The organism is Paenibacillus sp. A3 (assembly GCF_001399685.1).
Lineage (GTDB): Bacteria > Bacillota > Bacilli > Paenibacillales > NBRC-103111 > Paenibacillus_G.
In genome coordinates this window covers 15,731-38,458 of the sequence record NZ_JTHN01000005.1, presented here as the reverse complement: position 1 = coordinate 38,458, position 22,728 = coordinate 15,731, and the positions used below count along the sequence as shown (strand labels likewise).

Below are 22,728 nucleotides of genomic sequence, written 5' to 3'. Positions count from 1 at the left end.
TCGCGAACCCTCGTCCTTATTATAACGAACGATAAAAGGCGAAAAATGACCCCTTTGAGTCAATTTTCCGCCTTTTTTATGAACAAACGGTGGACGACCGGCTTCAGCGTCCTTCCGTCCATTTGGGCTTGATCATGAGAGTATCGTAAATGCCCCTGCTCTGGACGACCGGTGACAGCTCCCATTCCTGCGACAAATCCTTTTCCAGCGGGTAGTTGAAAATCGATTTCAGCCCGTTGCCGTAACGCAAAATGATGCTCGCATCCGGATGCACGACCTGCCTCAAGTCCTCCAGTACTTCAAGCTTGTTTTTGACCAGAGACGCAACCATGACATGCGTGGCTTCTTTGACAAACGGCAGTTCTTCCTTCAGACCATGGCCCGAGAATTGCACCTTATCGTGCAAGCCTGAGGCTTCCGCCATTCTGCCTCCCAGATCGAGGGCTTCGGCATCGATATCCAGGCACAGCACATCCGCCCTCGTCTCCTTCGCAACGGTCAGCGCCGTTAGCGGGAATGCGCCCGCACCGACGAACAGCACCTTCGACGTACGGCTGATCCGAAAATGCCGAAGCTCATCATAGACCGCATCCGACAAAGCGGATAAATACCGACCCATATCCATCTGCCGCTCGAGCATACGGATGGACTGATATTTCTCCATGTCGCACAGCGCCTGGGCCGACGTCTCCCGCAGCCGCTCGCTATGCTGTCTTATTTCTTCATGATCGCTCCATAAAAGCCACTGTCGTTCGTTCTCTTCGCTGACCATAAACCGGCAAAGATCCTCCAATTTGGTTTGAAGCAAGTCAAAGCAATCCGAGCATTGTCTGGAAAAATCGGTTAATTGACGGATCTCGTATTCAAGCAGCTTCAAGGAAAGCAAAAAAGCATACCTGTGCTTCAATAAGCTCCCTCCGTTTCTTGCTCCATCTCCAAGGAAACTGTGCGGCTTACTCAAATACGTATTTGGTTTTCTTGTCCCTTATGCTCGAATTCTGCGTCATACGGCTTGTTCACGGTCAACAAGGTGCGCCCGTTCTCTCTGTGGAGAGCGAATGTCCAGCCCATCTTGGCCGCGCGGTCCTTGATGATCTTCAAGCCGTAGCCGTTCTTCTTCGACAGCGGATCGGATGCGAAGCCTTGTCCGTCGTCCGCAACCGTACACCTCCAGCCGTAACCCGGTCCGGGGGCGTCCTTGCCTTGAATCCAGACGTTCGCCGCCGCCGCATGCTTGAAGACATTGATCAACGCCTCGCGAAGCGTAGCGTACAGCTCCACCTTTTCTTTCACGGTCATACGCTCCTCGGACAGTTCCCACTCCAAGTGGACGGCTATGCCGGTATCCTTCCTGAAATCCGCAATCAGGTGCTGGACGGACTCCATCCACGGCTGCGTTTGCGGCACGGCCGGGTACCGCAAGCCGTCGATCGCCTGGCGGACATAGTCGTTGACTTCGTGCACGGTTTTCCGCAGGCTTTGATACAGGTCTCCCATCGGAACCGCATGGCTTTGCTCCATCCGGTCCACGCGGACCGATAACAGAAATAACGATTGGGCGATGCCGTCATGAAGCTCCGAAGCCACTTTCTCCCGCTCTTCCAAAGCCGCCTTCGCGGCCCTCTCCTGCTGCAGCTGCTCCTGCAATTGCTCCATCAGCGCAAACAGCTTCCGAAGCAGCGTCATGGTGACGAGGTAAACGAGCAAAGGCGCCAGCCAATTGCCCAAATCCATCGAAATATAAGGAAGCAAAAACGCATGCCGGGTATACTCCCATATCCCGATCGTTAGCGTAGGAATGATCAAAATCAAGCTTTTCAAATGTTTATACAATGACAAAAATCCTCCCGGATATGAACTCGGCGCAACCACGCCCCTTCATCTAAACATAATTCAGCACCCGTGCCTATGACTCGCCGGGGCTATCTTTTCTAACGAAAAACGTCTGCAAAAAAAATAATCCCTGCCGCCATCGACAAGGATTATGGTATTAATGCAGCCCGATCAGCGCTTCTTCGCCAGGATTCTGAAGGACGCGGCCGCCGCGTGCGCGTTCATTCCGGCATTCGTTCCGACCGGGAAGCTTCCTGCGCGCCATGCCTCAGGCGTGTAGGGCAGCGTCGCCGAGCCGAGACGTCCCTCGGCTTCCAGCGTTTCCAAGGTTTCGTCCGGCTTCAGATCGGACACGACCCGGTCAATCCCGCTCGGAAGCACGGTGCTCCATGGCTTGCTGCCACCTTCATTTTCCACGAGACCGACCACCTCGAAGCCCTCCGACTCCAGCAGCAGCACGAGCTCCTTCGGCGTCATCAGGGCCAGCTCCCGTTCCACCCGGTATCTGGGCTGTTCCAAGCCTTGCACGAACGTTTCGTAGGTGGCGGTCAGCCGGTAAATTTGACGCCGCAGCGACGTTTCCCCTTCCACGTGTTTGTAGACGATTTTGTCCTTCGGCAGCACCTTGCGCTGCACCGTCTTCCAGCTCGCTTGAGCAGGGGGCAGCAGCAGCTCCACGGCAAGCAGCCCTTGGGGAACCAGATGCTTCCGGATGTTCCCAAGCACGGTCCGGTGCTCGCTCATCCGGGTCACATGCTGGATAATTCCCTCGGGGCACAGAACATGCGTGAACGTTCCTGCAAGCTCCAGCTTCAACATGTCCTGCTCCACCAGCTCCAGCGTGTCCGCACGGTCCTTAAGCACGCGCTGACGCTTCGTTTCCGCGAGCTTCAGCATGTCCGGACTCCAGTCCACGCCGCATACCCGGATGCCGTGCTGCGCCAGCTCGACCGCGATTCGGCCGGTGCCGGTGCCAAGCTCCAGTACCCTGGGCGGCTCGGAGAAGCCCGCGGCGGTACCCATGATCCAATCGCGGGCAAAGACGATGCCCGCTTTCCCGGCGAACTGGTCGTACAGCTCCGCTTCCAGCCCCGCATAAGGCACGTTGGCCCGCGGCTCGTGCCGTACGCCCTGAAGGCCGCACCGCGAACAGACCGTTCCGGCCAAAGCCCCGATCGCCATGCCCGATGGCACGCCGTTGCGGCAATCGCCGAACCATTCGTCATAAATATAATGGCAAAATGAACATTCCGTTGTGGTCAACGCCGCTCCTCCTGACGCTTTTTAGTTAAACTTCTCGGGATAAAAGCCCTTCGCCATTTTTTCCAAAGCCGTCGTGTTTCTTACCCCCTCGAACACGTCGGAAAGCGGCATGATGACGAACTTGTTGTTCTTGATGGCCGTTACGTTCGCCAAGGCCGGGAGGCTCTGCAGAAACTTGATCTTCTCCGCGGCCGACGGCTTGTCGTAGTCGAAAATCAGAATAACCTCCGGATCGCGCTTGACGACTTCCTCCCAGCTGACCTTCGCCCAGCCCTTTTCAACATCGTCGAATATATTTTTGCCGCCCGCAAGCTGGATCAACTCAGTCGACAACGACTTGCCCGCCGTATAGGCCGTGTCCTGTCCGCTGTCAAAAGCAAATACCCGCAGCGGCTTCTCGGGCTGCCCGACCTTCGCTTGAATCTCCTTCACTTTCGATTTCATCGACTCGATGAGCGCGTCGGCTTTGGCCTGCACGTTGAAAATGCGCCCGAGATTCGAGATATCCTCATAGACGTCCTCCAGCGTACCGAACGGCACGTAGGTCCCTTTGGCCACGTAGGGCTCGATTCCTTTTTCCTTTAAGGTTTCGACGGTGCCAACGCCTTTTTCGGCAAAAGCGCTCTTGCGGCCGTAGACGAAATCCGGCTCCGCGCCAAGCAGCACTTCCAGCGAAGGATATTTGTCGGCCAACACCGGAATGGCGGCGTACTTTTCCTTTAGTTCCGGGAGAATCTCATCGTCCATATATGCGGTGCCGACCATCGATTTCTCCAGGCCGAGCGACAGCATAATTTCCGTCGTATGCTGGTTTAAGCTGACGGCCCGTTTAGGCGCTTCCTTGAAGGTAAGCGTGCGGCCCATGTTTTCTATCGTCACGGAGCTGTAGGCCGCCATCTTGGGCGCATCGTTCTGCGGGGTGTCCCCGCTTGCAGCCGTGTTCTTCGACGGGGTTTGACCGCAAGCGGCCAAGAGAAGCAGCGAACAAACGAACAGCAAGGATGTTGTATAAGCTAAGATGCCTTTCATGAAATTAAAGCTCCTTTTGACGTCAAATGAAGTTGCAGCGATTCCGGAAAATACGTAATGCTGAGCTTCCGGGTCACCGGATGCACGGCCAGCTGCGCGCTCACGCCGAACACCTGGTGCAGCAGCTCCGCTGACATCACTTCTTCGGGCGTGCCCGAAGCGTACACTTTGCCCTCATTCATCACAATGAGCCGGTCGCAGAAATAACAGGCCATGTTCAGATCGTGCAGCGCGGACAAGGCGGTAATCCGGAGCGTTTTGACCAAGTCCATCATTTGCAGCTGGTACCGGACGTCCAAATGGTTCGTCGGCTCGTCCATGATCAAAAATGGCGACTGCTGCGCCAGCGCCCGGGCGATCAGCACGCGCTGCTTCTCTCCTCCGGACAGGCTGGAGAAGCTCCGCCGCGCATACAATTCCATCCCTACGCGCTCCAGCGATTCGTCGATCAAGGCGTCGTCCTCCCGCGTGTCTGCGGCAAACATCCGTTTGTGCGGATGACGCCCCATGAGCACAATATCCCGTACCGTAAAATCAAACGCAGACGACGTCTCTTGACTGACGACGGCCATCCGCTGCGCGGTTTCCTTATGGGTCAGCTCGGACAGCGGCTGCCCGTCCAAGGAGATCCACCCTGCATGGGGATTCAGCACACGGTATATGTTTTTGAGCAGCGTCGATTTGCCGCTTCCGTTCGGACCGATAATGCCGACAAATTCGCCGGGATGGACCCGCAGGTCCACTCCTTCAATAATGGGCACTCCCTTCACGCCGTAGGAGAGCCCCTGAACTTCTACCTTCATCTTGTTGGTCCCCTCCTCTCTAGAATGAGTATGAGCTGCGGCGCAGCAGCCAAATGAAGAACGGTCCCCCGCACAGCGCCGTCACGATCCCGACAGGAAGCTCCTCCGGCGCAATGACAAGCCTTGCGAACACGTCGGCCCAGATCATAAACGACGCTCCCAGCAGTACGCTGACCGGTAAAACGCGGCGGTGATCGGAGCCGACCATCAGCCGGACCAAGTGCGGAATCATCAAGCCGATAAACCCGATGGCTCCGCTCACGGCAACGATTACCCCCGTGAGCAAGGAGGTCAGAATAACCAGGACTTTACGGAAGCGATCCATGTTCACCCCCAAGGTCACGGCCGTCTCTTCCCCCATGAGCAGCGCGTTCAGCGAACGGTATTGAAGCAGCAGATACAGCGTACCGGCGACGACAACACAGGACGGAAACGTCAAGTAGCTCCATTTGGCCCCGGTCAGGCTTCCCATCATCCAGAACATCGCCGAGCGGATGCCTTCTTCCTTCGGAGCCATCGTGACGATAAAGCTGGTCAAGGCCGACAACATCATCGATACCGCAATACCTGCGAGCAGCAAGCGGGTGTTGGACAATGCGCCTCCTACGCGGGCCAGCATGTACACCAGAACAATGGCAATTAACGAACCGATAAAAGCCGACACCGATAAAGCATACTGCCCGAACAACTGGAAAGCTCCGAATAAAATGACGAGCGTCGCGGCGGCGGATGCCCCCGAGGACACTCCCAGAATATACGGGTCGGACAGCGGATTGCGGGTCAATGCCTGAATCGCGGTGCCTACCACAGCCAGTCCGCCTCCGACGACGGCGCCAAGCAGCACGCGCGGGAAGCGGATATCCCAGACGATGTTGCCCTGCGCCTTGGACCAGTCGGGCTCCAGCCACCGGTCCAGTCCGGGAATATGCGAGAAGGCAATCTTCCAGACGATCGACGGTTCGATGCGAACCGGCCCCAGCATGACTGCGAGCGTGATGGATCCGAGCAAAATTCCGAACAGCCCCAGCAGCACCAACGGGAAACGTCCTTCGGCCACGGTTCGTTCCGCTCGCGCAGACCTCTCTTGTATGATGCTGCTCATCGAACTCCCCCTCTTTTTCCTAAGTACATGCAAAAAGGAGCATCTCCAACCACGATCAGCGGTTAGAAATGCTCCTCCATAAGAGATGACGACCCGATTGACCCATCAAGGTCCCCAATTAGCCCTAGCATCCTAACACCTCCCCATTCTCCGCAGGGTTATAGCAGTGTTGTCAAAACAGGCAGGTCTCCTGACTCAGGGTTTTTCCTTCGGCGTCTTCCCGGAAATAAGCTCCAGTGACGTTGTGCCGAAAAATAGCCGGACCTTCCGGCTCCCATAACAGTGGCGGGACCGCGACGGATTTGCACCGTACTTCCCTTTTAAGCTTCAGCCGATCGCTGAAGCACCTGTTTCCACCTATTCGGTTGTCCACAGTAAGTCTATAGCAGTCCGGAAGCCAGTGTCAACTGAAATTATTCATGCAAAGCCAACCGAGACGCCCTGTTCCTGCAAGTTTTCGACGATCTTCGTCAAGCATCATGTCCAGCTCTTCGCTCGTCATCACATACGGCAAGTCCCCGTTCATTTTCCCAATAACTTTTTTCATGGTTGAAGCTACTTATATATACTAGTCTATGGATGGATTCTTTGCTTGATGCAATATATTTTTGATTCATCACAGAATACAAAATCGATGAAAGAAACGGTATGCGGCGGGCTATCTCCATCAGATCGCTTTGATTATCTGGAAGTGAGATTTAAAATCCACCAGGGCTTCCTCCATCCGACCTTTAAGTTATTTTAAAAGGCTATGTTAAATGAGATTGTTGATATTTGATAAATAGGAACAAATGTTCTACGATTATGGGTATAAACCAACTTCGGAGTAATTTTACCTATGGATTTGAAGGACTTAAAGCGACTCGCAGGAGCTTTAGATGATAGTAGTAAGCGAGAACTCATTTACTTTTTACAGTCTCGCACGAGTGGAGCTGGCACACCTGTTCGTGCTATCGACGAAATTCAGGAACAAAAACATAAGGACGGGTTGGTATGTCCACATTGTAATAATCACTCCGTTGTTCGGTTCGGTAAATATACGATTAAAACTCGTTCTGGAACAGTGAAGCGTCAACGTTACCGTTGTAAAGCTTGTCGTCATACCTTCAATGACCTTACCAATACCCCTCTACAAAGAACGAAACGACCTCATCTTTGGATTCGGTTCATAGAATGCATGATTGAGGGATTTTCGCTACGTAAGAGTGCGGAATTACTGCATGGGGAAGTTACGCATGTAACCCTGTTCTATGGCGACATAAGATTTTATCTGCCTTGAAACAGATACCATCCGAAACCTTCCAAAGGTATCGTCGAATTGGACGAGACCTATTTCCTTTACTCTGAAAAGGGAAAGAAAAATATCATTGGACGTAAACCACGTAAACGTGGAGGTAAAGCCAAGTTACGTGGGATAAGTAATGACCAAGTGTGTGTTTTGGTTGCTCGTGACCGTCAGAGGACCACTTACTCTGGAATTCTTGGGCGTGGTCGCATTCGAACATCAAAACTGGACGAAGCTATTGGCGTTCATCTAACAGGGGCAAATGTGCTCTGTGCTGACTCATGGAGAGCATTCAGTTCCTTCGCCAACAAAAAAGGCTTGTCTCATTATCGGTTTAAATCCGATGGGAAACAGCGTGTAAAAGGTATTTACCACATACAGAATGTGAACAGTTATCACAGCAGACTAAAACGATGGATGGACCGCTTCAACAGTGTGGCAACCAAGTATCTGCAAAACTACTTGGCATGGTTCCGTTATTTAGACAGCAAGGAATATGAGAACACAGCGTCGAATAAGAAAAATATGTTAGTTTTATCTTGTCTGTTTCCTGTAAAAGAGACGAATGCTCATCTTCGTCAAGCATCGTTTGTTTGCTAAGGGAATGGGTCGCTTCCCACTTTTATTCTGGAGTTGATTTCAATGGATTTGGAGCAAAGAAGGGTTTGGAATGAAAACCATAAGAATTTAACTGAAATCATATTGAATCCAAACGAGCATGCTCGAGCGATTGAGCTTTTTCTCAATCATCATGCTTTGTTGTACTCATCGAAAATGAGTAACGACCGCATCAATACTTTGGAGGATTTCGTTTTGGAAAGTCTGGAGGAAAGTGCATTAAGGAAGTATCCAGTAAATGCTCCAGATACAAAAAATTCAATCGTATGGCATCTCTGGCATATTGCAAGAGTCGAGGACATGACGATGAATATTTTAGTTGCTGACAGTCAGCAGGTACTTCATTCTGATAATTGGCTACAAAAAATGAACATCAGATTTCCCCATAGCGGAAACAGCATGAGTGATGACGATATCGCAGAATTAAGTTCACTTATAAATATAGAATCACTATTAGAATATAGAATAGCCGTGGGAAAACAAACCCGACAAATAATTTCGTCACTGCAACCAGGCGAGTTCAGAGATAAAGTTCAAGATTGTAGAATCAAAAAGTTGTTTGATGAAAATGCTATTCTTCAGGAAGCAAGTGGTATTGCTGAATATTGGAACAAGAAGACAATTGCTGGACTTGTGCTAATGCCAGCAACAAGACATAATTTTTTGCATTTGAATAAATGTGCCCGTATTAAGGAGAAGTTGCAAAAGGAAATGAAAAAATCAAACCGACAAGCTCAACAAACTGGGATACGATAGCCCTAATTACCGCCTTTGGAAAAGGCGGTTTTCATTTTGATAGTAATCAACAAAGTTTATTAACATAGCCTTTTAAAAAATAGGTTTACCTACTCTTCATTTAGCCATGCTTCGTAACCCTGAGTCATTAGCTTCCATTTTACTAAGTCTAGACTTTCCTGCCCAGGCCGATTTGTCGTTACCGATCGATGGACATCACTAAGAGCTACAGCACTATCTTTACCTGTAACTAAAACAATGACTTCGGCTAAATTTCTATCCGTCAGATGTTCGTACAAAAAGGCGAGCAGCGGATAGTATTCCTCTTCTCCAATGCCTGTTGGGAACGCTTTACTTAACATGGTACAGGTGCTTTCCAAATGTTCCGGTATTGAATCGCTCATGTTAATTTCTCCTGAAAATGATGCTAAGCCAGGAAAATATCCCCTCAGAAATCGATTCCAGCTAAATATCATTAATAATAAATAGCATTAATCATAAATCCAATGAAATATATTAATATTCTCTCCAACATTTTATCAGTTCCTGTACATACAATAAAATATTCCAACAAAAATAACCACAGTGCGGCTCCTTCCGCATTGTGGCTTCGATTAGATGCGGCATTTCATATTTTCGGCAATTACCCTTTTTGCGAAAGCAGCCAATCCTCATAACAGGGACGGCAAAGAACTTCGAGACGTTCTTCAACGCCGCTGTCGTCATATATCGTAATACTATGGGCAGTTTCAGCCTTTTTTTCACAGTAATAGCATTGATGTGACATGGGTTCAAATTCCTCCTTTATATCCAGATCTTAAGCCTTTGCGACCATCCCCATGCGGGGACGGGCTGCTCTAAACCATTGAAGGCAAAACATAAAGATGAGAACCACGTCGATGGCATCGCCGCCGTAGTACATCAGCTTGCCCCCTTCCTCCGCCTGTATTCCGGACACACCGGCGGGTGGATGGGCATAAATGTACTTGGACAAGATGCCGTGTCCCGCCAAGGCCAATACAAGCACTGTCGCACGGTAAAGGAAGCCTGTCCGGTGCGGTGCCGGGTCGACATATAACATGGACGCCGTAAATAAATACCCGGCCCAAAAAACATGGACATGAACCAGGATATGAATAATAACATTTTGATGCATCATCATATACAGGTCCGTTGTATATAGAACCCACAAGCCTCCGATATTAAGGACGGAGTTTACCGCCGGATCGGTTAGTATTGCCAACGGCCGACTTTTCAGCGCATGTGATAGCTTTCGCGACCATGGTACGGGAAGGGATCTTAAGAGAAGTGTCATGGGTGCCGCAAGCGCCAGTAAGAGCGGTGCCAGCATTCCAAGCAGCAGATGCCCGGTCATATGCGCTGCAAAAACCGTGTGTCCCCGATGGGCCAAAGGTCCGATCACAGCAACAGCTGCGCTGCCAATACCGAAAAACCAGCAAACATATCGGTACAGCGGCCACGGCTTGAACCGACGGCCGGATACGACCGCGGCAAAAACATAAAGAACCAGTACTAATATGGCTGTCCACGCCAACCCAAACTCGGCAAGGCTCCTCGATTCGTAATGGACAAGCTCATGATTCATCCGTGGCCACCCTTCCAAGCTTGTTACTTTTCGAACGAATGAGGAACATACTGCCGATCACGATCATGCCTATCGCGGCGAAGTTCCATATCAGATCGTAGATCATGACATTTTCGACGTACCGGATCTGGTGAAGGCGCATCAACTTGTGCTGGATCGTTCCGTCATATAACTGAAAAACGCCGCTGCCGAGCAGAACCCCTCCCCACCATCTTTGGAGCAGCAAAGCGTTTCGCTGGAGAAGGTCGGCAAACATGAACAGCCCGCCGATCGTTGCAAGCCAGCTAAAAGCGTGAAACAAGCCATCCGAGATCAAGCCGATACCGGTTGTCGACTTATCGTAGAAATGGTGCCAATGCAGCAGTTGATGAAATACGGCTTCATCAATAAAGGCCACCAAACCAAGCCCGAACAGACAGCCCGACCCTAGGTTGCGGTCCCAGTATGGATAGCGTTTGTTGAATCCCGGTTTTATCATTCGCTTAGCCATGATTCGTCAATTAGCCGGTAACCTTTCCCCTTTCCCGGTCACTTGCCAGAAACCGGTGGTACACCGCTTCACCGACCCCGAGAAACAGCGTGAGGAAGATGAGCCCGCCGATACTCAAATCCCATTTCAGCAAGGAAGCGACGACCCAAAAATAAACAAAGGCCAGCACCGCATCGACAAGCGTCGCGACTGTATTGTTGCTTATCCTCAGCACATACTGGTCACCCACCAAATAAGCTATCACGCTAAGGACAACGGAGGCTATAGCCGCTTCCCAGAACGTAGCCCTTGTCAGCCAAAGGAGGATCGTGACGGCGATCGCCCCGTTAAGCAAAAGCTTAAAGATAATTTTCACAACAAAGCCCCCTTTTTTGGATGGTAACTTTAATGTGCGCATTATTTTCTTTACAAATTCATGGAGATGAGATTGAACGGCAAAAAGGCATCTCGTCATGAGATGCCTTAGCTTGTTGACAAAGCTGTGTTTTTAAAGAGCTCACTTGATCAACTATCTATTCTCGGAAAAGATCGAAGATAAGAAAAGCAGAAGATCGCCCTACCCGGCTAGTTTGGCCAGGTGGTTGGCGATCTTCTTGACGTTCTGGCAGATGGCAGTCATGAGCGCTTGCTCTAAGACTTTTTTCTTGCCGCGGAACCGGCAATAGCGAAGTCCATGGAGCTCTTTGGCATCCGCGAAACTTCGCTCAATCGTTTGGTACCGGAGACGGTACAGATATTTGCCCGAGCGAGACCGCCCGTTTTGTTTTACCAACTCCTTGCTGTCTTGCCAAACATGTCGTGTCAGAATCCTTTGTTTGTTCCTTGAACGTGTACACTGGGAAAGGAGCGGACAGTCTTTGCAAATCTCAGGATCCGACTTGTACTGGCGGTAACCCTCCCGGTCTGTCGTGGCATAGGTCAGCTCTTGTTTTTTGCGGACAGGTATACAAGTCGCGCTCCTTGTCATACTTAAATCGCCACTTGGCGATCAAGCCTTTTACTGGGGTATAGCTTCGACCGCCAATGACGGCATAAATCTTCCGAGCGTGGAGTTTCTTGCAGATATCTGCTGTGTAATAGCCGGCATCCAGGGCAACGGCTTCCAGTGTTTGGTCAAACCCAAATTTCTTTATTTGCAGTTCAAGCCTACCCTTAATGGACCTGAAGCAATAAAAATGTCATCCCCTTTTTTGGCTTCCCAGACAAACGAATCATCATCCTCGTCGTTAATTGTAATAGCAAAGCCCGCATTTATTATTAATTCTAATGCAATATTATAAGTATTCATGGCATCTGTGATCTTCAAACAGACTCACCTCATCTACATGGTTGAATATATTTAGAATCTATCTTACCTTCTATTAAAATTTGTCCATTTTTTCCATAATATTTCTAACGTTTTTTCCATCCTTTTTAATTTTTTTATCCTCACTGGATTTCATAATTTGCTCAACTAATTCTGGTGTATGAATTTTTACTTTTCCATCGCGTTCCAGATTTTTCAAATCTTCAAGCGACACTTTCACAATATTATCCTTTTGAGTAAATTTTTTAGCGTTACCTTTCTTTATTGCAAATGATGTAAATATACTAGTCTCTCCCTTGCTTGGCCTTCTTACATGGTCCCATGGAGTGGAAATATCAGCACTTTGCCTAATTCCTGACCTATGTCAATTCCTAATTTATACAAGTCATCTCCTCTAAAAATATAATCACTACTTAATCCAAAAGGATCAATGTAAGTTAATGGATCACTTACATACCCATATAATTGTGTCCCACCAGCTAACCCAACCGGGTCTTGCTGCGTATACATCCCTTCATCCGGCGAATAGTAACGGAAACGGTTGTAATACAGCCCCGTCTCCTCGTCCTCGTACTGTCCCGGTACCGGAACGGACATGCGCTGCGATCGCCTAAAAGATCTTGTCGTCAAGTATTTCCATAAATATCCACCAGACTTTTTCCCCTGCATCGTCGTACATTTTAACAGGCGTACCCAAATGATCCGTTATGATACTGTGCGAGCCTTCCGGCGTAATCTTTGCTACAGGATGAAATGTTCCGTCTTCGAAAATCCATGTAGTCAAGCCATCAGAATTCAGCGCTTGTCCGTGCCGATTCGGAGACTTTGACCACTCCTCATTCCACTCTGCCCCCACTCTCGGCTTGTGCCTTCTCCGCTTTCCACTCAAGCAGGATAATGTTTCCATCCCACACATAACAGTGTACCACACCGTTAAAATGCTTCTCAATCCTGCGACCGAGGCTATCATACGTAAACGTAACTTCCTGTCCGTCCGGCCGCACAACCTTGCTCATCATATTGTTGCCATTAGTACTCATAGCGCCAATGCGTGCCTTCCGGGTCTATCTTTTCAGCGAGATTTCCTTCTTCATCATAGCTGTACTTCGTTCCGTTAAACTCCAGCAGCCGCCCGCCGGCTCCGTAAGACCGGTCCGTCTTGTGTCCGTCGCTGTACAAATTCCCGACATTGTCGGCCATGCGGAAGATTTTGCCGAAGTCGTTCGTGGCCCCGATCAAGGTGCCAAAATCGTCGTATCCATACTGCGTTTTCTTGCCTGTCAGCTCGTTGAGCACGGACTTTAGACGGTTATTCACATCCCACGTATACTTTCGTTTGCGGGTTTCCCGTCCGCCCGCTTTCACGCTATGCCGTTCAGGCCGTCCTGCGGCATCGTACTGCCAACTGCTGATTATGCCGCCTGGCAACAATCTCTCGATTTCCTGTCCAAGCGCATCGTACTTCATCTGCGACGTCCATGGCGTGCTATTCTATGTGATTTCTGTTCGTCAGACCGAAGGTTTGCCTCCGGCTTCCTTCAGATTCCGTCTCGCGACGGACACCCTTGCCTTTGGCTAACAGTTCCTACTGCCAAGCCTGTAGCTGACTTTCACCGCCAATTTATCACCCATGCCGGGCGAACACGAAAAAAACATATGTAAAGAAGAACTATGTCTTCTCTACATATGTTTAGTCTATGGATTGATCCCCATGATTTTACAGAGTTGATTATACTTATTTTCAAAATTTTTCTTAAAGTAATCAACACCTTTTTTGGATAATTTTTTTTCTTCAAAGCTCCAAGACAAAAGATATTCTTTAAACGAGCAATCTAAATCTAATTCACGGGGAATAATATCAGTTTCATCTAATCCTCTTTCTTTTGAAATTGAAAGTAAATAGCTTGTCCGTAACATTAAAGGATATTCTATCCACTCATGATGTAAACCAATTTTTTTTATTAATTCTTCATCATTAAGAATCATACATACCATTTCATAAGATATTAGATCGTTCGAGAAGTAGCGATCCATAAATGTAGCCCTCTTACTTTTGTCATTCACTTCACTAAACAATTGTAAAAAATCATCATTTTTTTTATCAAAAAAACAATTGTGTAGTTTATAAAATAATCTATATAACGATGAAAAGTTGTTTTGGTAGAAGAATCTAGCTTTACATCTAAAATCATCGAAAGAACTTTAGAGAATTCCTTTTTCTTTACCCAAAAGTTCTCCATAGATTTTGGATTCCTATAATAACTATCCAAAATATCAAATAAATTTCCGTTCATATTTATTATGGACATCCTCCTTTTGGACCTCTAGCTCCTGGTTTAAATGGTCGATGAACCTTCGCAATGAGAAGGAACCGCCTGCCGGCATGACATCTAGCGGTACGCCCTGCTGCTCAATGGGATTTGCCACGACTATTGGGGAGCGGATGGCGATCGCCTGAAATTCCGCTGTCCCCATGCCACAGGTAAGGCTGACTGTCCACTCGGTATGGCATTTTTATTTCTTCAAGCCGCAGCTTTCCGTACGGCCATTTCAGCATAAGATCCTGTACGGTCGATCCGATTCGTTGTATGAAACATAGAGCTTATTCACTAAAGTTTCATTAATCTGGATTCGTTGAAAATGAATTTTATTTAAGGTCAGTAAAATAAACGTGTAACTTATTGAGGTATTTAAATGAAATCTAGAAAATATTCATACGCCATTTAAGTATAATTTTATTTAAATGATGGGTTTCTCATTGAGTAACCTCGCTGAAGAAAAAAACCTTAAGTGACGGAAACCACTCAAGGTAGATTGCAAATTTAATATAAGAATTCATACTTGTTTGTTTCTTTATTAAAAGCAACATCAATTGGGGGGACCTCAAAACCAAATGCTATGGAAGCCCATTCGATCATAGCAGCTACTAAACCCTCTTCTTGAAAATCACACGGTGCTATATTTATAGAGTGGATGACAATGATTGTATTTTTTTCATACTTTGAATTACTCAGAATTTGGCCGCTTACTTTCTTCAGCCCTTCTATCAAATAAATAACATCTTCGTCAATAATGGTATCTTCACCGACTATTTGCTTATTAGCAAAAACCAATTTTAACCCCTCACACACTTCTATTATGCCATCTTGTTCATTGTAATTTGATATTGAAGTATGCTCGGCAATTATTTTAATGTAAATTCCCCATGTAGATTTGAAAACTCTGTAGGTGTGCTCAACTAGACTCAAAAAAACACCGCCTATCCTCATAGAAATATTAAATATTTCATAATAGGCTGAATTTCATCTAAAATTAAATTATAATACTTAGTTGCTTTCTACTCATTCCATTTTTATATTCTTTCTTGAAACAATTACCCCAATAACCTTAATAGGTCTGAAGCTATAAAAGTGTTTTTATTACAAATATGACTATTTTTTTGTGCAAACACTCGGCTTGGGTCTTACTACTCTTGTTCTATTAGATTTCCGTCTTTATCATAAAGTGGCGAGTCATCCTGCAACTTATGATAAACATCTACCTCATCATGTTGTGCGTGCCAACTATCACCACGATGTTCCCACATTGCTATCAATCCTAAAAGCTCTTCGAGGTTCGTTGCGTTAAAAAACAGTCCATCTTTTTCAGCAGAATAGTCATGAACTGCTGACCACACATCGTCTGATACAAGATGCGTTGACATTGAAACAACAAAACCTTTTGACTGAATTACCTGCAAACATGGAGCGGACGTATTTCCAGAAATCCCTATTTTTACTTTATACATAGTCTCCCTCACTTAAAAATATTTAATCAAACAACTATTTGCACCGAGTAATTTTATTTCCCGGTATCTGACCGTGAACGAGTACTTCATTATTCCTCTTCATATTTGCAAGAATACCAGATTTTTTAGCTGCTTTAACTCCTAACTCATTCTCAATTATTTCCATCGCTTTTTCTTTCGTCAAAATTGTGATATCACCAGATTTGACCAGTTCATCTAAATCTAAAGCTGAAACTTTACTTATATTATTTTTGCTTGTAAAGAAATCTGCACCTCGAGAATTAGCATTTTTAGTTTTCAACTGAGTACTAAATGATGTTAGACGTCCATCTCCTTTTTCGCTTATGTGATTAATAATATCTTGAGCAGAGATTGTTCCACTCTTTGGCATACCAATAGGACCACCTTTATAAAAATCATCACCCCTGAAAATGTTATTAGTGCCTTCTATACCAGAAGCACCGCTCAATCCAAAAATATCAATCCAAATATTCGTGTCCTTTACATATCCATATAGCGCCGTACCACCTATTAATCCAATAGGATCTTGCTGTGTATACATTCCTTCAACTGGTGAATAATAGCGGAATCGGTTGTAATACAATCCACTCTCTACATCTTCATACTGCCCTTGATAACGAAATGGTACGAAGCCTTTCTCACCAATAAATACTTTCAATCTACCATAAATATCAAGCTCAGATGACCAAACCTGGTTTCCTTCCTTGTCATAAACTTCTACTGGTGTTCCTAGGTAGTCGCTGATAATGCTGTAGTTGCCTTCGCTCGTTATTTTTGCAGAAGGTATGAATCCATCGTTGTATACCCATGTGACTAAGCTATCGTTTGGTGAAAAGGACTTAGGATTCTGTGCTTGTCCCAAGTGCTGCGTTGGCCTAGACTGCTCATTGCTCTGCACTTTACTATTTACCGCTTTCCACTCATGCAGGATGGTGTTTCCATCCCACACATAACAGTGTACCACACCGTTAAAATGCTTCTCAATCCGCCTACCAAGACTATCATACGTAAACGTAACTTCCTGCCCGTCCGGCCGCACAACCTTGCTCATCATATTATTGCTATAATACTCATAACGCCAATGCGTGCCGTCCGGGTCTATCTTTTCAGCGAGATTTCCCTCTTCATCGTAGCTGTACTTCGTTCCGTTAAACTCAAGCAGCCGCCCGCCGGCTCCGTATTTCCGGTCCGTCTTATGACCGCTGCTGTACAGGTTATCGACATCATCGGCCATGCGGAAGATTTTACCGAAGTCGTTCGTGGCCCCGATCAAGGTTCCAAAATCGTCATATCCGTACTGCGTTTTCTTGCCTGTCAGCTCGTTGAGCACGGACTTTAGACGGTTATTGACGTCCCACGTATACTTTCGTTTGCGGGCTTCCCGTCCGCCCGCTTTTACACTGTGTCGTTCAGGCCGTCCTGCGGCATCGTACTGCCAACTGCTGATTACCCCGCCGGGCAACAGTCTCTCGATTTCCTGCCCAAGCGCATCGTACTTCATCTGCGCCGTCCACGGCTTGCCGACGTTCTGAGCTGCGTCGCCTCCGCGCTGCTGCTGCGCCTGCATCTGGCTAACTTGCCCCAGTATGTCGCGCTCCATCGTCACTTGAGCGCCAAGGCTGCTGCTTACTTCCGTCCGGTTGCCCATTTCATCGTATTGGCTTGTTACCCAGTACGCACCCCGCCATTCCTTAATGACGCGACCGGCCCGGTCATAATCCAGCTTCACCGTCACAAAAGGATTGGCTGTCTCCAGTATATCCCCGACACGGTTATACCTAAACGTCTCCACCAGACCGTCGCTGTATTCCACCTGCGTTACTCGTCCCATAACGTCATGGCTGTAAGCCGTCCATCGTCCACCCGGCCGCTCTACCTTCTGTAGCAAACCCGCAGGGCTTCGCATGTATTGCCGTACAATTCCGTCAAAGCCCGTTTCGCGAACGATGCTTCCGTTCGCATCGCGTTCCAGCACATAGCGCTCCCCGCGCTCGTTGATGACTTCGGTCAGTTCTTCTTCCTTGTTATAACTCAACTGGACACGTTTGCCCTTTTCTTCGCGCCAAGTCAGCTTACCAAGCGGGGTATACCCGAACGCCACACGGTGCTGGTTATCTTCCGCGAGGATCACTTCATCGTAGGCATTATACTTCAGCTTAATTACATTACCATCCGGCAGCTCGGAGCGCACGACTCGGCCCAGCGCATCGTAGACCAGCACTTGCTTCGCTCCAAGCGGATTCGTCTCCTGCAGACATTCTCCCCGGTGGTTATATGCCCACTTTCCACTCGTCCCGTCAGGCAGCGTGACCTCGATCAGGTTATCCTGATCGTCGTAAAGGAGCCGCGTGACCGCACCTTTCGGATCGTGTACTTCGCTGATCCGATGTCGCTCATCGTAGGCAAAACGCGTCACTGTCTGATCGGGCCCGACAACTCCCTTCACCCGGCCCAATTCATCATACTGCCATGCCCTGATACCGCCTTCCGGGTCCTTCACCTGCTCCAGTCTTCCGTCTTCACGGTACGTGTACTTCCATACACCCCCATCCGGCTGTACTTCCTCAACGACCCGCCCGAACTCGTCGTACGCATACCGGGAAACACGGCCTTCCTCGTCCGTTTCGCTCAGCAGCTCGCCCAGCTCGTTGTATTCATACTGCACAACGCCGCCTAGCGGGTTGACGATCCGGGTGCAATAATACTCCGGGGTGTATTCGTACGTCGTCGTATGCCCCTGACTGTTGCTCACTTCGTTCCAGCCGTCGTAATACGCGATGCTGCCCTCCAGCAGCCCGTCGTCCCCGTACGTATGAACGCAGCGCGCTCCCGTGGTCGGTCCGTCATAACGCCAGTGGAAGCTATACCCGTTGCGGTCCGTCTTCTTGAGCATCAAGTGACTTTCGTAGGACATGCGGGTCGTCTGTCCCAACGCATCCGTCACCTCGATGAGATCCCCCGCCTCGTTGTAGCGGTACTGCACCAGCACCTCGCGCTGTTCCCCGCGATAAACGTGAGTCACTTTCGTGATCCGTCCAGCTTCGTCCGTCTGGATATCCAGCCTCCGGCCCACGCTGTCCGTCACCTGCCGCAAGTGACCGCGGTCATCGTACGAGAGCGCAATAGAATGTCCCCATTCCTGCCCAATCCGTTCCAGGCGGAATCTCGTTTCCATCCCTGTCTGGTTTCCGAAAAGGTACGTCAGACGGCTGTCTTCCTCGAAAAGCACGTACCCCGTCCCTTCCCGGCGCAAAACCATCCGTTCTTTCGGGTTTCGCGTTTCCATAAGTCCACGGTATAAGCGCTCAAACGAAACCGCCCGTCCGTCTGCCAGCAATACGCCAATGCAGTCATCCAGCACCTCCAGCCGCATATCCAGGCTGTGATGCACGCCATGACCGAGCAAGCCCCGATGACCGCTGTCGCTGATCCAGCGCCGGTCCCATTGGATCGGTAGCGGGCCCGGAAATTCGAAGTCTGTCGCTTCGCTCATCATCCGTCCCGTGATCAGATCGACCGGCTCAAAACCCCATTTACAGAAACGGTCGCCAAGGCCTTTGGTGCACTCGAATTTCTTCAACACTTTATGGTTGAACTTCGTAAGCGCCTTCTTCGCCCCGGATTTCTCCAACGCTTTCTGGAGCAACGCCTTGCCCTTCTCCGCCAGCTTCTGCTGCATATCCTGCAGCTTCTTCTGCAGCAGCTCCCGCAGCTCCTCGGCCTTCTGCTTCAGCTTCCGGGCTCCTGTCATCACCTTGTTCAGCGTGTTCTTCCCGAACTGGACGGCCTTCTTCGCCGCGGCCCGGCCGATTTTTCCGGCCATCTTGCCGCCTGCCTTCGCCGCCGCCTTGGCTGCGACCTTGGCAACACCTTTGGCCGCCAGCTTCGCTGCGCCGAACGCCGCGCCTCCGATCGGCAGCATCGAGCCGATGGACAAGGCCGCGCCGAGGAAGTCTCCGCGGCAAATGCTCACGACTGCGCTTGCCGCTCCCGCGATAATGCCAAGACCCGGCACCATGCTGAGCACATCCAGCGCCGTTCCCAGTGTTTCCAGGAAGCTGTCCTTCTCCTTGTCGCTCTTGGCCTGCTCCGCTTCCGGGTTGCTCAGCGCCTCAAACGATTGCCGCTCGCTGCCCGTCATCATGACCTGCTGGCCCATCACGTCTGTCATGTCGGTCAGCATCATGCTGCTTTTGCCGCCTGCGATCCACAGCTCTTCCTGAGCCTCCGCCCGGAACGTCTTCAGCTCGCTAAACGATAGTTCCTGCTCCGCCATCAGCACGAGGTCTTTATCGCTCTGCAGGGTGATCCCATCTTCTTCGCCGATGGTGATAAATAGTGCGCCTTCCTTCGCCGTGAACGAAATATCTTTCGTCCCCAGCTCGAATTCCTTGCCTCCGCCCGTGGAGAACGACTTTACGGTCGTATCGGCCATTTTCTTGTTCGCTTTCTCCGCCGCCTCGCCCTGCGGGGAAAACGGCGTCCGCACCGATTGAATCAGCATCGCTTCCGCTTCGTCATGCGTCGGAAAATACAGCTTGATCCGCGATCCGACCGGCGGCATGGCATGGAAAATATGGCTCGTCGGCGACGAGTACGTGAACCAGACTGCTTCGTGCTCCGGCTGGTTTTTGTCGATATCCAGATGCACTTTCGCCTTCTTGACGCCGATCGCCAAAATTTTGCCGTCCATCGCCAGACCCGGCAGGTTTTCGTTATACCGTTTATTTTGCCGCAGCCCTGCGGGGGTGGTGCATAGGTATTCGAATTGCAAAATGCCATGAACCATCGCTCCCTGAATGCCTGCAACGACAAACAGACGGCCGTTTCTCTCTACCTCCGCCCCAAGCTCCAGCCACTGGTCCTTTGCGACGATAAGGCGCGTAAAATCTTCCTCCTGGAAGCGTTCAACATTCGTTTCCATCGCGGTCAGAAACGTCTGCACGTCATGCCGGATGTGGTAGGCACCCTCTTCCAGCTTCACATGCTGCCTGCCCGACGGCGTTCCAATCCAAAGACGCGGGGCATGGGTGCTGACGTCCGGCGTCACCACCGCACCCGCATGGGAAGCGATCCGCTGAATAAACTCCCAGTCGGTCTCCTCGTATTGGAGCACCAGATCGCCGAGCGAAGCTCCGCGCTGAAACGCGTCGGTTTCCAGAAAGTTTCCACCCGGATACGCGTGGATCACTTCAGACAGCACATCCGTATAAAGCATGCCCGCATGCTGGAAAGAACGGCTTTTGCGCTGCACGTCCAGTTGGTACGTATGCGAGATGACGTCCACTTGGACGTTGTAAACACCATGGATGCGGTCCACTTGAATTTCATGCAGTTGCCCGAGAAACAACGGCTCCTCCGGCTGCCCTTCCCGAACCGCATACAGACCGATAGGGTCGCGATAGCTGCCTTGCCGTACCAAGGCCTGACTGTCTTCCTCGCTCATGATGCCCCCGAGCTGCATGCGGGCATGGGCTCCGGGAAACCGCGTCATTTTTATTTCTTCAAGCCGCAGCTTTCCGTACGGCCATTTCAATACAAGATCCTGTACGGTCAAGCCCGACAGGCGATCCGATTCGTTGTTCGACACATCCATCCCCCTCAAATCTGTTGCAAGTAAAAGATGGCTTAAGGCTCAGTAAACCTAATTACCGCTGACGAAAGCTATTCTTTCTTCTGCCCGTCATCGGCGATATAAATGACTCCGTTCGCATGCTTCATGCACATGATGTAGGAGTCGCTGGTTAACACGGGCTTGCCGTCGATGAGCACGTCCGCTTTCCCGTTCATCCACTCCATGTTCACCTGCGGCTCGCACGGCGCGCCCAGCGCTTCGCATACGCCGAAGGTCGCCGGAATATTGACGACGGGCTTGCTGTCCGCGACATTCATGAGCGGCTGCCCCTGAATATATGCGCCATGGCACGTCGGCAGATTAAGCAGATTCGGATTGCTGCCGCACTCGCACTCCAGCATCGCTCCCCTTACGACATAGCTGGCTTCCTGCCCCGCCGGCGCTTCAACGGCAGGTCCCGCGGGCTTGATGAATGATCTGACACTAGGCATTTATCTCCCTCCTCATGGCTTAGCTTTAGCAAAACTTAGAATGTTGGGAAAGTGGTTTTGACTAGAATGGAAATACATACGGAAGTGGGGTATCTACTGGAAGAGCGATAGCATGCGCCTTTGTCTGCGGGAAATATCCGCTGCTAAGCAGCTTCCAATAAAAATTTCCTGCAGAAGAGCGCCTGGAAGTAGATACCCCACCCCCTCGTACATTCTATTACCTCAATCTGGCCACTTTCTCAACGTGCTCAAGGCTTTGCTTTAGCAACACTCCCCTAATCCAACTCCACCGGGGTCAGATGAAGCCCCGTAAACGCCCGTCTGAGCAAGCTTTCCGCGATGTCCAGCCGGACGATCAGCACATCCTCCCGCAAGCCCGCCACGCGAAAAACACGTTCCCGCCGCACGTTTGACGCCGACAGCACCAAGCGGCGGCAAGTCCCGCCGGCGTCCACCTGCGTCTTCCCGGATAAACAATCCAGCTCGCCTGGCTCCATAAACCAATAAATGTCTTGGCGCTGCGTACTTCGCCCGGTCACGATGGCGGATTGAAACCGCAGCCGGTCGTCGTATTTCTCAAGCAGCGCTTTTAGCCGGTCCGATACGAGCCGGCGCGGATGGTCGATGAAGTCGAGGTAAACCGGCATGTCCCCGTCCTCTTTCACAAACACGATGTTCCGCTCCTTAACCTCCATATCCCGGCTGACCTGCTCCAGCCTTAACCCGTCGATGAACCGCTTGTCCTGCTGCAAACGAAAATAGTACATGTGCCCGTTCTGTCCTC

At 49.8% G+C, this 22,728-nt stretch carries 21 protein-coding genes, 4 pseudogenes and 1 riboswitch; of the genes and pseudogenes, 3 read left to right on the top strand and 22 right to left on the bottom strand.

Annotation, left to right across the window (positions count from 1 at the left end; all coding sequences use genetic code 11):
* Positions 1–103: 103 nt before the first annotated feature.
* From QJ48_RS00225 to QJ48_RS00200, 6 genes are all read right to left on the bottom strand, one after another.
* Complete coding sequence (locus QJ48_RS00225) at positions 104–907, bottom strand: nicotianamine synthase family protein (protein ID WP_054971659.1); 804 nt, start codon at positions 905–907, stop codon at positions 104–106.
* A gap of 50 nt (positions 908–957) precedes the next feature.
* Positions 958–1,833, bottom strand: coding sequence for a sensor histidine kinase (locus QJ48_RS00220; RefSeq protein WP_054971658.1), 876 nt, complete (start codon positions 1,831–1,833; stop codon positions 958–960).
* Between the two features lie 171 nt (positions 1,834–2,004).
* Positions 2,005–3,096 (bottom strand): class I SAM-dependent methyltransferase, encoded by a 1,092-nt coding sequence (locus tag QJ48_RS00215; protein WP_054971657.1) that lies wholly within the window; start codon positions 3,094–3,096, stop codon positions 2,005–2,007.
* 21 nt (positions 3,097–3,117) lie between these two features.
* Entirely contained in the window at positions 3,118–4,125 is a 1,008-nt protein-coding gene (locus QJ48_RS00210) for an ABC transporter substrate-binding protein (protein ID WP_054971656.1), read from the bottom strand.
* On the bottom strand, positions 4,122–4,928 hold the full coding sequence (locus QJ48_RS00205) for an ABC transporter ATP-binding protein (RefSeq protein WP_054971655.1): 807 nt from the start codon (positions 4,926–4,928) through the stop codon (positions 4,122–4,124). The genes QJ48_RS00210 and QJ48_RS00205 overlap by 4 nt, the downstream gene beginning before the upstream one ends.
* Positions 4,929–4,947: 19 nt before the next feature.
* A complete protein-coding gene (locus QJ48_RS00200) occupies positions 4,948–6,030 on the bottom strand; it encodes an iron ABC transporter permease (protein ID WP_082420259.1) in 1,083 nt (360 codons plus the stop codon).
* A gap of 162 nt (positions 6,031–6,192) precedes the next feature.
* Positions 6,193–6,396, bottom strand: a riboswitch (cobalamin riboswitch).
* 586 nt (positions 6,397–6,982) lie between these two features.
* Here QJ48_RS00200 and QJ48_RS35450 point away from each other — a divergent pair.
* Together QJ48_RS35450 and QJ48_RS00190 are read left to right on the top strand one after the other, a co-directional pair.
* A pseudogene (locus tag QJ48_RS35450) lies at positions 6,983–7,915 on the top strand (IS1595 family transposase); the annotation flags it as partial.
* A gap of 42 nt (positions 7,916–7,957) precedes the next feature.
* Positions 7,958–8,689 (top strand): DinB family protein, encoded by a 732-nt coding sequence (locus tag QJ48_RS00190; RefSeq protein ID WP_054971653.1) that lies wholly within the window; start codon positions 7,958–7,960, stop codon positions 8,687–8,689.
* 89 nt (positions 8,690–8,778) lie between these two features.
* On the opposite strand, the gene QJ48_RS00185 is transcribed toward QJ48_RS00190, so the two are convergent.
* From QJ48_RS00185 to QJ48_RS00135, 11 genes and pseudogenes are all read right to left on the bottom strand, one after another.
* Positions 8,779–9,072, bottom strand: coding sequence for a DUF3349 domain-containing protein (locus QJ48_RS00185; RefSeq protein WP_054971652.1), 294 nt, complete (start codon positions 9,070–9,072; stop codon positions 8,779–8,781).
* 413 nt (positions 9,073–9,485) lie between these two features.
* Positions 9,486–10,274, bottom strand: coding sequence for a cytochrome c oxidase assembly protein (locus QJ48_RS00175; RefSeq protein WP_054971650.1), 789 nt, complete (start codon positions 10,272–10,274; stop codon positions 9,486–9,488).
* Positions 10,264–10,764: a DUF2243 domain-containing protein gene (locus QJ48_RS00170; RefSeq protein ID WP_237762760.1), complete on the bottom strand. Its 501-nt coding sequence runs from the start codon at positions 10,762–10,764 to the stop codon at positions 10,264–10,266. The genes QJ48_RS00175 and QJ48_RS00170 overlap by 11 nt, the downstream gene beginning before the upstream one ends.
* Before the next feature lie 10 nt (positions 10,765–10,774).
* Positions 10,775–11,119 (bottom strand): DUF2512 family protein, encoded by a 345-nt coding sequence (locus QJ48_RS00165; protein WP_054971649.1) that lies wholly within the window; start codon positions 11,117–11,119, stop codon positions 10,775–10,777.
* Positions 11,120–11,320: 201 nt separating this feature from the next.
* Positions 11,321–11,912: pseudogene (locus tag QJ48_RS00160) on the bottom strand (transposase); the annotation flags it as partial.
* A complete protein-coding gene (locus tag QJ48_RS36520) occupies positions 11,894–12,070 on the bottom strand; it encodes a hypothetical protein (protein WP_157261449.1) in 177 nt (58 codons plus the stop codon). The gene QJ48_RS36520 and the pseudogene QJ48_RS00160, both read right to left, overlap by 19 nt.
* A gap of 55 nt (positions 12,071–12,125) precedes the next feature.
* Positions 12,126–12,290, bottom strand: coding sequence for a hypothetical protein (locus QJ48_RS36515; RefSeq protein WP_157261448.1), 165 nt, complete (start codon positions 12,288–12,290; stop codon positions 12,126–12,128).
* An 89-nt stretch (positions 12,291–12,379) separates the two neighbouring features.
* On the bottom strand, positions 12,380–12,667 hold the full coding sequence (locus tag QJ48_RS38400) for an RHS repeat-associated core domain-containing protein (protein ID WP_054971647.1): 288 nt from the start codon (positions 12,665–12,667) through the stop codon (positions 12,380–12,382).
* A 239-nt stretch (positions 12,668–12,906) separates the two neighbouring features.
* Complete coding sequence (locus QJ48_RS38395; RefSeq protein WP_237762761.1) at positions 12,907–13,086, bottom strand: RHS repeat domain-containing protein; 180 nt, start codon at positions 13,084–13,086, stop codon at positions 12,907–12,909.
* Positions 13,087–13,099: 13 nt separating this feature from the next.
* Entirely contained in the window at positions 13,100–13,537 is a 438-nt protein-coding gene (locus tag QJ48_RS38390; RefSeq protein WP_054971644.1) for an RHS repeat protein, read from the bottom strand.
* Positions 13,538–13,765: 228 nt separating this feature from the next.
* The gene (locus QJ48_RS00135) at positions 13,766–14,104 is read right to left on the bottom strand and encodes a hypothetical protein (protein WP_054971643.1); all 339 of its coding nucleotides are present in this window, start codon (positions 14,102–14,104) and stop codon (positions 13,766–13,768) included.
* Positions 14,105–14,417: 313 nt separating this feature from the next.
* Between QJ48_RS00135 and QJ48_RS38385 the strand changes: the two are divergent.
* A pseudogene (locus tag QJ48_RS38385) lies at positions 14,418–14,581 on the top strand (DDE transposase); the annotation flags it as partial.
* A gap of 311 nt (positions 14,582–14,892) precedes the next feature.
* On the opposite strand, the gene QJ48_RS00125 reads toward QJ48_RS38385, so the two are convergent.
* From QJ48_RS00125 to QJ48_RS00105, 5 genes and pseudogenes are all read right to left on the bottom strand, one after another.
* Complete coding sequence (locus QJ48_RS00125) at positions 14,893–15,318, bottom strand: hypothetical protein (protein ID WP_054971641.1); 426 nt, start codon at positions 15,316–15,318, stop codon at positions 14,893–14,895.
* Positions 15,319–15,536: 218 nt separating this feature from the next.
* The gene (locus QJ48_RS00120) at positions 15,537–15,857 is read right to left on the bottom strand and encodes a hypothetical protein (RefSeq protein ID WP_054971640.1); all 321 of its coding nucleotides are present in this window, start codon (positions 15,855–15,857) and stop codon (positions 15,537–15,539) included.
* A gap of 34 nt (positions 15,858–15,891) precedes the next feature.
* Positions 15,892–21,468: a DUF6531 domain-containing protein gene (locus QJ48_RS00115; protein WP_054971639.1), complete on the bottom strand. Its 5,577-nt coding sequence runs from the start codon at positions 21,466–21,468 to the stop codon at positions 15,892–15,894.
* A gap of 74 nt (positions 21,469–21,542) precedes the next feature.
* Positions 21,543–21,944 (bottom strand): DUF4280 domain-containing protein, encoded by a 402-nt coding sequence (locus tag QJ48_RS00110; RefSeq protein ID WP_054971638.1) that lies wholly within the window; start codon positions 21,942–21,944, stop codon positions 21,543–21,545.
* Positions 21,945–22,219: 275 nt separating this feature from the next.
* A pseudogene (locus tag QJ48_RS00105) lies at positions 22,220–22,720 on the bottom strand (DUF1629 domain-containing protein); the annotation flags it as partial.
* Between the last annotated feature and the right edge of the window lie 8 nt (positions 22,721–22,728).

What these genes read in the sequence shown, in the direction of transcription:
- QJ48_RS00200 (WP_082420259.1), bottom strand. Translation starts at nt 6,030, where the DNA reads ATGAGCAGCATCATACAAGAGAGGTCTGCGCGAGCGGAACGAACCGTG.
- QJ48_RS00185 (WP_054971652.1), bottom strand. Translation starts at nt 9,072, where the DNA reads ATGAGCGATTCAATACCGGAACATTTGGAAAGCACCTGTACCATGTTA.
- QJ48_RS00170 (WP_237762760.1), bottom strand. Translation starts at nt 10,764, where the DNA reads ATGGCTAAGCGAATGATAAAACCGGGATTCAACAAACGCTATCCATAC.
- QJ48_RS38400 (WP_054971647.1), bottom strand. Translation starts at nt 12,667, where the DNA reads ATGTCCGTTCCGGTACCGGGACAGTACGAGGACGAGGAGACGGGGCTG.
- QJ48_RS00210 (WP_054971656.1), bottom strand. Translation starts at nt 4,125, where the DNA reads ATGAAAGGCATCTTAGCTTATACAACATCCTTGCTGTTCGTTTGTTCG.
- QJ48_RS00135 (WP_054971643.1), bottom strand. Translation starts at nt 14,104, where the DNA reads ATGGATCGCTACTTCTCGAACGATCTAATATCTTATGAAATGGTATGT.
- QJ48_RS00120 (WP_054971640.1), bottom strand. Translation starts at nt 15,857, where the DNA reads ATGTATAAAGTAAAAATAGGGATTTCTGGAAATACGTCCGCTCCATGT.
- QJ48_RS00205 (WP_054971655.1), bottom strand. Translation starts at nt 4,928, where the DNA reads ATGAAGGTAGAAGTTCAGGGGCTCTCCTACGGCGTGAAGGGAGTGCCC.
- QJ48_RS00110 (WP_054971638.1), bottom strand. Translation starts at nt 21,944, where the DNA reads ATGCCTAGTGTCAGATCATTCATCAAGCCCGCGGGACCTGCCGTTGAA.
- QJ48_RS00190 (WP_054971653.1), top strand. Translation starts at nt 7,958, where the DNA reads ATGGATTTGGAGCAAAGAAGGGTTTGGAATGAAAACCATAAGAATTTA.
- QJ48_RS00175 (WP_054971650.1), bottom strand. Translation starts at nt 10,274, where the DNA reads ATGAATCATGAGCTTGTCCATTACGAATCGAGGAGCCTTGCCGAGTTT.
- QJ48_RS38390 (WP_054971644.1), bottom strand. Translation starts at nt 13,537, where the DNA reads ATGAAGTACGATGCGCTTGGACAGGAAATCGAGAGATTGTTGCCAGGC.
- QJ48_RS38395 (WP_237762761.1), bottom strand. Translation starts at nt 13,086, where the DNA reads ATGAGCAAGGTTGTGCGGCCGGACGGACAGGAAGTTACGTTTACGTAT.